Annotated in this window: 6 protein-coding genes; 2 read left to right on the top strand and 4 right to left on the bottom strand. The window is 36.8% G+C overall.

Features of this window, described 5'->3' with window-relative positions; translation table 11 throughout:
• Positions 1 to 54: 54 nt before the first annotated feature.
• The 4 genes from AC1D0K_RS01215 to AC1D0K_RS01200 form a co-directional block, all read right to left on the bottom strand.
• A complete protein-coding gene (locus AC1D0K_RS01215) occupies positions 55 to 3,108 on the bottom strand; it encodes a malectin domain-containing carbohydrate-binding protein (protein ID WP_477462976.1) in 3,054 nt (1,017 codons plus the stop codon).
• Positions 3,109 to 3,317: 209 nt separating this feature from the next.
• Positions 3,318 to 4,412 (bottom strand): acyltransferase family protein, encoded by a 1,095-nt coding sequence (locus AC1D0K_RS01210; protein WP_477397857.1) that lies wholly within the window; start codon positions 4,410 to 4,412, stop codon positions 3,318 to 3,320.
• A gap of 4 nt (positions 4,413 to 4,416) precedes the next feature.
• Positions 4,417 to 5,394: a glycosyl hydrolase gene (locus AC1D0K_RS01205; protein WP_477397855.1), complete on the bottom strand. Its 978-nt coding sequence runs from the start codon at positions 5,392 to 5,394 to the stop codon at positions 4,417 to 4,419.
• 285 nt (positions 5,395 to 5,679) lie between these two features.
• Positions 5,680 to 7,173, bottom strand: a complete 1,494-nt coding sequence (locus tag AC1D0K_RS01200) for a glycosyl hydrolase (protein WP_477443158.1) — start codon at positions 7,171 to 7,173, stop codon at positions 5,680 to 5,682.
• A gap of 1,603 nt (positions 7,174 to 8,776) precedes the next feature.
• Here AC1D0K_RS01200 and AC1D0K_RS01195 point away from each other — a divergent pair.
• Entirely contained in the window at positions 8,777 to 10,291 is a 1,515-nt protein-coding gene (locus tag AC1D0K_RS01195) for a glycosyl hydrolase (protein ID WP_477443156.1), read from the top strand.
• A gap of 578 nt (positions 10,292 to 10,869) precedes the next feature.
• The gene (locus AC1D0K_RS01190) at positions 10,870 to 13,071 is read left to right on the top strand and encodes a T9SS type A sorting domain-containing protein (protein ID WP_477443154.1); all 2,202 of its coding nucleotides are present in this window, start codon (positions 10,870 to 10,872) and stop codon (positions 13,069 to 13,071) included.
• Positions 13,072 to 13,099: the final 28 nt, after the last annotated feature.

Raw genomic sequence — 13,099 nt, 5'->3', positions numbered from 1 at the left:
AAAGCAGGGGATGATGCAAAAAGGTAATAAAGTTATTTAATAAGCGAAAGGATATTATTCAACTAATAGTTTTGAGCTTAAAACTCCTGTTTGAGACTCTGCAGTTATAATATAAACTCCTTTACCCAAACTGCTATTTAATTTAATTAGTGTATTAGCAGCACCAGTTTCATCAGTAACAAATGTCTGTTTCTGCAACAGTCTCCCCGACATGCTTGTAACAGATAATGTTACTTTTTCTGACTTTTGGAAATTATTAGCGTTTAAATAGAATGCAGCACCGTTATTGGGGTTAGGATAAACCGTAATTGTTCGTTGTTTTTCCGCCAGGCTGTCGGTAGCGTTAGCAGATAAGGCTGATGCGCCTGCGGTAGTTTTCACCTGGAATATCTCAACAGCAGCAATGCCCACCCGGTTGGCTGTAGGGTCAAATTTAATGCTTAAACTCCCATCTGCCACTGTTGTACTAAAATCCTTCACCAGCGCGGCACGGTAACCTACTTCGTTATAAATATCGAAATTGTTGAGCACCTGTTTGTTTTCCATCGCAATATGAAATACCCTCATACCAACTGCTGTCCAATAATTTTCTACAAAATGCATCCGTACCAGGTAATTGCCATTAGCAATAGGGATTTCATAACTTGTTTGTGCCAGTTCCGCATTGGCCGATAAGTATGTTTGATATAATAAATCTATATCTGTACCGGCTACACCGCTGGCTATAACCTGTTTATCCAGTTTTATAGACCCTTTTCTATAAGTAGCATCTGCCTCGTAAGTATTTCCGCCAATCGTGACAGCAGCATCGGATCCTCCTTTTATTCTTTTCAAAGCAGTTACTGTAGATGTAGAGGTGTTGCCAATTCCATACAAAGGGATCCGCAGCAGCGACGTTCCGTTTTTGTAATTCACCAATAACGCCGCATTTTTTATACCTACGCTATTGGGGGTGAATTTTACAGTTATAGCGGTTGTGGCCTGTGTTGCCAAAGATGAAGTCGCAAATGCTCCTACCGAAAATTCACTGGCATTGGGCCCTACAATTTGTAAGCTTTGTAATGTTATTGCGCCATCAGTTGAGCTATCGGGATAGTTCATTCCCGTATTCTTTAATGTAACATTAATAGATGAAGAGGTTCCTGTTAAAGACGGCGTAAAGTTAATAGCTGTATTCGGAAGCGCCGCCAGATCGGCATGATGTTTTGATCCCGATTCGGGCATAATGTTTTCAACGTAATATACATTGTCCTGGTAATCGTAATTGGTAAACTGTGTACCCAGGTAATCACAATCCAACAAATAGGCGTTTGGTATTACATTTCCGGCGGCATCTATTGCCTTTAAAATTCTCATACCTATAAGTCCATTAACGTTTTGGGTCCTATCTGATGAGGCACTGCCAGCTTTAAAACCGAATGAGCCGGTAATGGTGAAGGTTCCAACCGAAGGGTTAGTATTACTACCGTAAATTCTGGGTACTACAGATTGACCATAAAGATTATTATGCGTAAAAACCATTTTGGTAGATGAAGATCCTTTAGTAAAATACCGAATAGCTTCTGTTGCTGCACAACACCCATGATAGGCCGCTAATTGACGGACCGTTACTGGTTTTGATGGATCGGCCATTACAAAATAATCTGCTTTCACTTCACTTGAGCTCGGCACTATTGTTGTTCCATTTACATTGCCATCATCATGGGCATAACCCGTGGTTGTTCCTAAACCGAAAGCTTGTATAATCTGCTGGGCATAAGGTTCATTTAAGCCTTCGCCGGCTATTTGCCAAATGCCATGAAGCCCAACTTTCTTTACCGGTGCAATACTGTCGTTGCTAATTATTGTTAATGTATCGCTAAAGATTTTGATCCTCGAAGCGGCATTTTTAGCTATAAACTTTACGGTTACATCTGTAAAAGCTTCAGAATTAACGCTAAAGGGTAACTTTGCAGTACTATCCGTATTAATTGCTGTAATCTTCCATGAGCCAGGATTAGATAGTTTCAAATTACTTACAGTAAGTTTTCCTGTTCCCTTATTATTGACTCTGAGTTTTATATTGTCATGATTTAAGTTATAGGGTGTAGTATCGGGGCTCGTGCGCCTCCAGGGCGTTTGTATTAATGAAAAAACAAGCTGGTCATCACCAGGGAAGCCGTCGGGATTTTTCAAAACCATGTAAACGCCCGGTGTTTTTTGACCCGCGCTGCTAACTATGCTAAATTTATAAGCAGCAGTTATAAATTGATTATTATTTGCATCTGTAGCCTTTATAGTTATAGTGTAATTGCCGGCTGTATTTAAGGTAAATGGAGCCATGAAATTAACATAAGCTGCAGCATTTATTGAATACTGTACCTGAGCCAGGCCCGAGTTACCGTTATCAGTGGCTGTTATAAATACTTGTGCCTGATCAGTATAAACACCTGCGGATTGAGTTGAACCGACTAATCTTAAACTTGCAGTTGGCACAGCTGTATCTGTAACAGTGCCGGAATCAGCAATTGTTATAAAATTCATTTTACTGTTTATACCGCCGTTGGCATCAATAGTAAGCTTGCCATCTGTAACGGTTACCACGGCTATAGCAACTTTGTGTTTGGCGACTGAGCTGGTAATCAAATCGGAAATAACGGGCAAGCCCTCGGCATTTATTTGATGATCACTATCAAAATACCCTTCGTCGCCGGCACCAATTGTCACCCTGTATTTGCCGTTAGGTACTGCATATTCCCATGTGCCGGGCAACTGGTCTTTGTCTGAGGCCTGCATTTGAACAAGGCCAAGCAATTGTTTGGCGCTCGTACCCGTACGTATACGCATATTTGCAGTCATTGATTGTGCTGCTTTTGTTGTTGGATTTATCCAGCCGTAACCCTTGGTTGAACTGTAGGCTAAACCATTATCGGCCAGGTAGCCAGCAGGTGCCGTGGAGGTTGACGGTAAAAATGCAATGTTTATTGTTGTAAAAGCCGGACGCGTATTGGTCTTAGCAAAGGACAATCCTGTCATTAAATTGATTATCAGGATTATATGTGCAAATTTAATGAAGGGCTTTAATGTATACGCAGTTTTGGCATAACAAACCCAAGTGATTTTTCTCATAATTGATAGGTGTATTAATTATCAATCAGAACCGGCGCAGAAAGCAACAAATTCTTCTATTAAAGATAAGCCCTTTTACAACCCAAAGCAGATACTCATTTATTGTTGTGCATACTTTGGGAAATTGTGTATACCAAAAGTTAATATTGCGATATTAAATCAATTTACAGTTAACAACTGACAGGCGAATAGGTACGATGCCAGCAATATTAGGGTTCGACAGCTGCAGCGGCGTGTATTACTATGGAAGGTTTTTTTCTCGACTTTATAAATGATTTCCCGATAGCAATGGCTGGTTTTTCAATTAAATAATAGCACAGGAGTGCTGAAATTATTGAAAAGAGCATAAATAACAGTATGTAATTAAGTGATGATATATGCGGAAATATGTTCCTTATATATTTCATTGCACCAAACCCTACAACAGGGTGAAGTAAATAAAGAGAATAACTAATGGCGCCCAAAAAGGCGAATGCCTTATTGCTCCATTTGTAGTGAAAAAACAGGGCAAAGAAAGCTGCCGCGGTAATATAAGATGAAAAATATTTATACCATTTTTCATCATAGCCATAATCTTTGTTATAAGCCAAGAAACAAATTGGTAACAAGGTTACCACAAATACTGCTACATGCTTTAAAATATAACTACGTGTAAAAATCTCATCATTGTTGCTAAGCTTCCTGGCCATTAAACCTAAAAACATTACATTGAGCGAAACAGGAACAGCAACCGGTAATTTTAGCCCGGTGAAATATCGTACTACGGATAAAAGAACAGCAACCACCAGGAAAAGGTAAAAGCCTTTAACAATTGTTTTGGCATTGTACAGCAACCCTTTGTAAAACAAATAAGCACAAATAACATAAAATATCAGTTCAATTTGTAGAGTCCAATAACCAACATTTAAATCGGCTACGCCTACAAATCTTTGAAACATGGTAATGTTTGTGAGTAATACCAGTAATGAAGGTACGCCAACAAAAATAACTGATAATATTATTGAAACCCAATAAGCAGGGTATAAACGAAAAAAACGCGTAATAGCAAACTCATCTAAGGTTCTGTTATTTAAACTGTAGGGTATTACATAACCACTCACAAAAAAAAACACAACAACTCCAATTTTACCCCAGTTTAAAAAGTCATTAATGATTAATCCAGGAATGCCATCCAAACTAAAAAATGAATCATGTGGATACAATCGTCTCGATTTGTTAAATAAATGAACAACCACAACAGCTACAGCAGCTAAGCCGCGAAGCGAATCAACCCATTGAAGTCTATTTACCGGTGTTTTTGTCATGTTATTATTTTTTGTAATCATTAATCAACGATTGATAACGTGTGTATACTTCCTTTTTTGTATAATCAGAATTTGCATCTTGCTTCATAACCAGCCCATAATTAGCTTCGTTAGGAGACCGTTGACCTGATGCCGACTGATCAAACAACTCGTATATGAAAAAGCCTTTGATGATGTTTTGTGAGATAATGGATTTTATACTTTGACTTATATAATCGGCTTGCTTGGTATAGTCGCCATTTTTGGTTCCTCTGTAATAATTGAATTCGGTGATCCAAATTTCTTTATTAAACTTATCACTAACAGATTTTAATAAATTGCCGGATACAAAAGGCGTATGAACGTTTGTAATATCACCGCCACCCATGTTTGAATACCAGTGGTAACCAATAATATCATAGTTCACATTATTTTGTTTTAACAACTCCAGGTAATAGAAGTGAACCCAGCCAAAAGAAATGCTTACTTTAATATCCGGACTTACAGATTTTAACCCATCAATAAAGCCTTTAAGTTTGGCCATAACATTCGGTATTTTCTGATCATTATAATCAGATGCTTTTATGCCGTTTCCTGATGCTATTACTTTATTATCTTCCTCATTACCTACTTCCAGCCATGGAAATTTGTTGCCATATTTTAATCCAAAGGCTTTGCCCTGATTATAACATTGCGTGTATATCTGGCCGGCATCCAAACCAGATAACCCGGTGATGATGAGTACGGGGAACATGCTAATTGAATTTGAGTTTAGCTTGCTATTAAGTTCTTGAAATGAATATTCATTTTTGGGTAAGCCCTGGGTATCGAGCATTACATCAACACGATATGTGTTTAAATTTAATTCCTTTAAAAAAGATATCTGTTTGTCCCAGGTTGTTTTGTTGTAGTCGGATTGCGTAAGCGGATGACCATTTACTCCCCAACGAAAAGAATTATTGGATATTTGGGCTATTCCACTTGTTGATAAAAATATAAGCAAGTACGAACATATTATTGCCTTTGTTAATAGCATACCGTAGAAACTATATTTTGCTGATTACATTATTGATGCAGCTTAGCTAATATATGCTTTTAAGAAAGCTTTATATGGGAGCGAGGTTTAGATGGTAAAAAAGTGTGGAATAGTGTGTAATGCCATGATAGGTTATTAAAGTAAGTTCGAACTGGCATCACAGAATCCGGGTAAATTCCAAATAAAATATCGGACATAAAAAAAAGAGTGCTTTTACACACTCTTCTTTTTAAATGCAAAAAAATCTAGTTTTTAGTTTACAAATAGGTCTTGTGCCGAAAGTTTATATGCCCATTTAACGTATGGAATAGTCCACTTAACAAAGCCAAAGTTACCTTCAATTGCAACCCGGTCTGGTTGGTCTATAAGTTCATAAAACTGCAAAGACTTCACTTGTGAATTTGCCTTACATTTTTTTATAAACGATTCGGTAAAGTCGCTCTGTATTTGTTCAAAATTAGCTATCTTTTTATAACGCTGGCCAACTTCCGTAAACCAAATTGGTTGGGTAAATAGGCTTGAAAGCTTTTGGGTGATATCTGGAATGCCCTTACTTTTAGCAGCGCCTTCCATATCAGAATACCAATGATAGGCAATAATGTTGAACTTTACACCATATGATTGTAGCATCTGTAAAAATGTATAATGTACCCAACCTGCATCTACCATGGTTTGTGCTGTTGGTTGTTTTGATTTTATACCATCATCCATGCCCTTTAAATAGGCAGCCAATATTTTAAAATCTTTTGCATTATAATCTGTAGTGAGATTGCCATTGCTTGCCGCCTTAATTACACGATTATCAAGTTCATTACCTAATTCGTAATATTTAAAATATTTTGAGTTTTTTGCGGCAATGTTAGTTCCTAATGTTTTCCCGGCTGTGTATGATTGACTTTCTGTTTTCTTAAAATCTAAAGTTCTGGTATTAATCATCGGCAAAATTGTTATGCCGGCAGCACTGGCAGCTGCATAAAGCTCATCAAATGGTGTCCATGACGGAATTGAACCATCAGCATTGAAAACAATATCCTGACGATAAACTTTCATCCCCATTTTTTTCATCATTGCTATTTGCTGAGCCACCGATACGGATAAATAGGCTTTAATACTTAATGAATGGCCATTAACACCCAGCATTAAGCCTGATGTTGAAGGGGCAGACGATAATGTTGATGCCTTAGCCAAAACAATGTATTGGCAGCTTACATTTAATGCCGGTGAAGCCATATTGGCGCCGAGTGTAACGGTTCCTGCGTCAAATGTTTTGCTGTATATTTCTAAAGAAGAAACGTTGTCTGTAACGGAAATTTCAGTATTTGTTTTTGTCCAGTCGCTGAGCCAGTCTGGTATGATAGTTGCACGTGAATCGTAAGCTACGTAAACGGTAGCTGAAGTTGTTAATGTAAAACTGAGGCTGGAAGTTTTGTTGGTTTTATCATCGCAAGCAGTTTTAATCAAGGTAGCTCCTGATAAAACAGAAGGGACAGAAGTGATTTTATAAGTTCTGTCGGTGTAATAAACGGCGTTTGCAGCTACCGTTTGTGTTAGATAGAGTTTTGACGTTCCTGATTTGACATTTGTAACGAGGGCCGAGGATGTTGCTGCAAAGCTCATGGACGATGCAGCGTCGATCGTCGAAGGGCTTTCAGGGTCTGGAGCGGGCGTAATATTATTTTCTTTATTACATGAAAAAAGTGTCAATAATAAGGAGCTCGCGATGATAGTTTTTTTAAAAAGCTTCATTTGAGTTGTTTTAATGGGGTTATTTAAAAGTTAATAAAAATGCATTTGTGGAAACTTAACGTTAAAAAATGTTAAAAAGTTGTATTAAATCGATTGATAATTTGAAATTATATCAAAAAACAATCATTTTAAAACAATAGGTTGTAGGCTAAAACTATTTGTATATAAGCGGTTTATCGCCTTTTGAGGAGTGATTTTTCCTTAACGAAAAAAAACGACATTTTTTTCGTTAAGGAATCAAAACCACTTTAAATTGAACGTTATTATCAGTATTGTTACAATATATTATTCTTGTTTTTTATCCAGATTAATCTTTGTTGTTCCAATGAATATGAGTTATTTTTTCATGGTATTAGATATTCTAAGAATAAGTACTATACATTTATAAGTTATCACCTTAAGGCTGCTTTATCTTTTTATTATTGATAAACCTTTATTCGGCTTAACCTAATTTTTATGACAGCATTTTCTTTTGAAACCTCAAAACGCTATAAGGCGCAAAAGTGATATTTTTTTTTATCAAAAATGTTAATTGGGTGTGAAACGATAAAAAGTTGTAAAAAAGTATGAACTTATTGAGAGTCAACTTTTTAGTATAATTATCGGCTTCGAATTGATAGATAGATAACAACATTCGCAAAATCTGCCAATGAGTACGTCTATACGATAGTGATACGCAAATATCCTATCTCAAATTTTTGCTTTGAAAGGTTTCTCAAATATGGAAAAGCAAAATTAAATGGGCTTATGTGATTTGGCCATTTTACGAGAGAAGCCGTTTTCATTTAAAAAGAAAACATATAAAAATTTGATCTCGTTGAGTTACATGACATTAATCTACATCTCAAAGAAGGAGGGATGTTAAAATAATTAAAGATTTTCTATCAGATCAAATATCAATTTTAGTTCCGAAGTTGAAAAGTAAAATTCAATGTTTCGTATCTCTCCATTTATTTTAAATATCAGTTTGGTGTGTTTTCCACTTTTATAGGGTATAATTTCGCAATCTCCTTTCATTAGGAAGCTATTATTTTTTAAAACTTTACTTGCGCTTTCTGTTAATTTATTCATGTTCGCCGATTGTGGTAAATAACTGTAAATTAAACAGATGGGTTTTAGTTTTGTTATTAATTATAGGTTTAAATTGCCTTAACTATAACTCATGTCGCAATTTTCGTATCTATATTTCTAACAATTTAATGCCTAAAAACACTTATCTAACCAAAATATAGCATTTTTTTATGTTATTTTCTCAATAATCAATCAAATTGTCTATTTTTTGTCTTCGCGTATAAGATTTGGAAGGTTATTGACGTTTTCTTAACGCTTATTGCTATCAAATTCGACTTGATTGAATTGGCGATGCTTTTTTGTTTCATGAATATAGCATTGGGTTAAATAAATTAACAATAAACGCTAAAATAATACAATGACAATTTAAATTGATTGATAAAAACGATCGGAATGAGCCTTTTTCTGTAAAAATAGAAAAGAAACCAGTTGAGGTTCAGTTGATTAAAAAATAACAAAAGAAAAAATGTAACTAAGACGTTAATTCTCCCGTTAAGAGCGGAAATTAACTATTGATTAAAATATTAAATTCATGTCGTATCCAAAAAGAATTGCCCTTTTTGCTGCGCTTGCTTTTTCATTCTCTGCTTGTAAAAAGGAAGCTACCAGCCCAGATTTAACACTGTCAAACTATGCAACTACAAGTTTTGCAACCTCCGCAACCAGTTCATCCGTCATTAGCAATGTAGTTGTTGCAAGCGGTTTAACTAATCAAGTATCTGTTTTAATAAAAGGTTCAGCCTACTACATTGACCGAAATTATGCCATTACAGGCGTACCTGATTCCCTCGCTAATCTTGACATGATCAAAACGGCCAATGCCGATAAGAGTAACGCCTCATCGTCTTACATGTCTTTTAACCTGAGTCAAGCTTCAACGGTTTACGTTGCCTTCGATCCGAGAGCAACATCTTTACCAACCTGGTTAAAAGGGTGGACAAAGCTTAAAGCCACGGTTTCTCTGAATGACTCAAAAGTTACCTATTATGCACTATACAGTAAAGTTTTTGATGCAGGCACTGTAAAACTTGGCGGTGCTAATGCGAGCGGTGCTGCAGGCATATTAAATCAATATTTTGTTTTTGCTAAAGCTAAAGTTAAAACATCAGCGCCTATTGCCACACCATCAGATGAAACAACCGGCAGTACCAATTCTTTTATGTTAGGTGTTAACGGACACTCATTAGGATTACCGGCTTACATGACAGTTAGCCAGGAAGATCAAATATCACTTCTAACTAAAATGGGGATGAGCTGTTACCGTCAAAATATTAACATCAATTCCGACGGTTCCATCCCGCTTTCAAATATCTTTTTGCCACTTTATAAGGCGGCTTCGGCCAACGGTGTTACAATTTTGCCGATGATTAATACCACAAGCCTTGATTTTTCTGCCAGCGAAAGCAGCGCTTATGCTACCGGAAAATCGCTTGGTGTAAAAACCGCAACTAAAAATGCCGGATACTTTAAATACTATGAGTTGGGTAATGAGATTGACAACAAGGTACTTAAAGGAGGCAATGGTGACGTATCAACAGACTATGACGCCAACAAGCTTAAAATAGCGGCGGCTTACTTAAAAGGCTTGGATGATGGTATTAAATCCATACAGCCAACTGCTCAAACTATGATTGATGCAGGTTGGTTGCATTACTACTTCCTTCAGTATATGATATCGTACGGGAATAAATTTAATATTGTTGCATGGCATTGGTATTCTGATATGGAAGCAACAGCTACAAGAATTAAAATACCCGATATTTCATTAAAGCTGACAAGTTTGTTTAATAAACCTATTTGGTTTACAGAGGTTGGTCAAAGGCCAGACGCGGTTGCTAATATTGAACAAGTTCAAAGCGATTTCTTATCCAATTTTGTAAAAAAAGTGAAGAAAAATCCTAAAGTAGGAGCAGTATTATGCTATGAGCTTTTTGATGAACCGGAGAGAGCGTCGGCCGAGAAAAGTTTTGGTTTATTAAAATGGACATCCATGTATGATAAATATTCAATGAAAATAGTAGCACAAACCTTTGTAGCTAATAAATAGAAAAGTAACCGGTTAATAAAAACTTATTACTTAGTTGAAAGAGGCTGGTTCATCAATAGATGCAGCCTCTTTCCTTATTTAAAGAATATTTTTTGTTTTATAATTTCAATTATTTACAAGTAGAATTAGCTATAACTGGTAAAATAGTAGTATTAGGAATACGTTTTTATAAACAAATTAATAAGTTGCTTGTTGATTTCACAGTTAGTTAATAGGGTTATTGATTAACAAAAATGCAGAAGCTCACGCACCTTAATGGTCGTGAGCTTTGTTTTTTTTAGACACGTTTGCATCAATAAAATAATACAGCAAGATTTCCGGGATAGCCTTCAATAAAAGAAATCAATTTAATTATGAGTTGATTAAAAAAGAATAAAATTTGCCAATATTTCACAGTTGGTTATACAATAATTACTAATTGTTAAATTTTTGTATTATAGATTATAACTTGCAGTAATCTAAATATTTACGATAAGTTTAAATATTTGAATTTACCTTAAGCCAATGTTTGATACTATAAGCTGTCCCTGGGTTACCATTTCTGGTCATAAGCTAATATATATCTAATAACCTTTATCATGAAACGCAGCACAAAGTTACTACAGTTAGCATTTCTGTTAGTGTCAGAAATTGTAATGATCAAATCTGTGAAGGCGCAAGGTTTACCAGTTTCACTCAGGACTGATATAAAAGTCACCAAGCTTTTAGATGTACCAACCGGCTGCTCAAGGCTGGCCCGAGATCCCGTATCTGGCCACTTGTTTTTTGTAAATCAAAACGGAGATGTTTATGAGGTTATGAATAGCAACGGCACTTACACCAGTGTGTTGAGAGCCACAGCAACAGATCATGGAATAACATTACTTCAGGGAATGGCATTTAAGGGAAAATCGCTTTTTCTGATAGGTAACCGAAATGCGGATAGCATTAGTTATGAAGGCAAAATTGTAAAGGGTACATTGCAGAATACAGGAAAGAGAACCTGGACACAGGTCATGACAACCGAAAAATATGGTTATACCAACACCGCTTATAATCATGGGTATAGTGGATTAGTAGTTAGTCCGGACAGCAACTATCTTTTCATCAGCAGTGGATCCAGAACTGATCACGGCGAAATTCAGACAAGGAAGGGCTTAAAAATAGATTTGAGAGAAGAACCCCTTACGTCTGCAATATTTAGAATTCCCATCAATTCGTCAAACCTGGTGTTGCCAAATGATTCGGCAAGATTGGCGACGTTGGGGTATCTTTATGCGGATGGAACGAGAAATAGTTTTGATCTGGCTTTCGGGCCCGACGGGAATTTGTACGGATGCGAAAACTCAGGCGACAGAGACGATCCAGACGAATTAAATTGGATAAGGCAGGGCCATTTTTACGGCTTTCCGTGGAATTTGGGTGGCAATGAAACGCCCATGCAATTTGCAGGATATAACCCAGCTACCGATAAATTACTTAATCCCAATTGCAACGGCGCAAAAAAAGGTTTTTTTTATAACGATCTGGCGTATCCAAAGAAGCCTAACCGCATTTTTACAGCGGGAATTGTAAATATCGGTACTGATGCTGATAAAGTTAGAGATCCTAAAACCGGCGAAATTTTGGATGCTAACGGAACGGGGCTAAAAATGACCACATTTACAAGCCATCGGTCGCCCCTAGGGCTTGTGTTTGACAGAGATAGCCTTTTGACAGATGAGTTTAAAGGGCATGGTTTTTTATTGGGCTGGACGGCGGGTGTTTCAGATACATCCAAGGAAATTGGTCCATTTGCAGACCCGGGTCAGGATTTACTTCATGTACAATTTATATACGATAACGTTACCGACAATTATAGAATACAAACTCACCGCATAGCATGGAAATTTAACAATCCCGTAGATGCGGAAATGGTGGGAAATATAATATATGTACTTGAATACGGTGGCTCGTCGCCCAAGATATGGAAGGTAGAGATGCCTGTACCTGCGCCCTGCGGTAATCAATCATATGTTATCAGGGAGCAATACAATAATATTCCTGGTAACCTGGTAAGTAATTTAACTGCTAATAAAAACTACCCCGATCATCCTACTATTACAACCAGGCTAACTTCATTTGAATCTCCACTGAACACCGGCGATAGCTATGGTGTACGCATCAGGGGGTATGTTACAGCGCCCGCAAATGGTAACTACACCTTTTTCTTAGCTGCCGATGATGTAGCCGAACTTTGGGTAAGTACAGATGCTACAACAACGCACAAAAAGAAGATAGCTACTATTAACGCTTATACTTATTCAAGGCAATATAACAAATATGCAACTCAAAAGTCCGCCCCTATAACTTTAAAGGCCGGAACCAGGTATTATATTGAGGCCCTTCAAAAAGAAAATACCGGCGGTGATAATTTATCAGTTAGCTGGCAATTGCCTGGTGGCAGTATGGAAACCCCCATATCATGCAACCGCTTGTCGCCCTTTATTCAGTCTGCACAGGCAAAATTTATCTCAACAGATTCAGTTGCTGCGCCTACAGATATAGTTTCCGAGGAATTATTGGTTTATCCAAATCCGGCACGAAATGCTATAAATTTAAAATTCAATGCATCTAAAGCACATCGCGGAGAGGTGATCGTTACCAATTTTACTGGCTTAAAGGTTTACAAAAAAACAATTGAGGTTGTTAACGGAGAAAATAAAATAAATATTAACAGCGAATCTTTACCTAAAGGTATTTACATTATAAATGTTACCTATTCAGGCATTACACATAGTAGTAAAGTAATAATAGAATAATTGAAGGCCAAACCCCAAGCCAAATTTT

The sequence above is a fragment of the Mucilaginibacter sp. P1_A3 genome (assembly GCF_056406855.1).
This window is presented reverse-complemented; position numbering and strand designations above follow the sequence as displayed.

Coding starts and splice junctions, on each gene's coding strand:
- AC1D0K_RS01215 (WP_477462976.1), bottom strand. CDS start 3,108: ATGAGAAAAATCACTTGGGTTTGTTATGCCAAAACTGCGTATACATTA.
- AC1D0K_RS01200 (WP_477443158.1), bottom strand. CDS start 7,173: ATGAAGCTTTTTAAAAAAACTATCATCGCGAGCTCCTTATTATTGACA.
- AC1D0K_RS01195 (WP_477443156.1), top strand. CDS start 8,777: ATGTCGTATCCAAAAAGAATTGCCCTTTTTGCTGCGCTTGCTTTTTCA.
- AC1D0K_RS01210 (WP_477397857.1), bottom strand. CDS start 4,412: ATGACAAAAACACCGGTAAATAGACTTCAATGGGTTGATTCGCTTCGC.
- AC1D0K_RS01190 (WP_477443154.1), top strand. CDS start 10,870: ATGAAACGCAGCACAAAGTTACTACAGTTAGCATTTCTGTTAGTGTCA.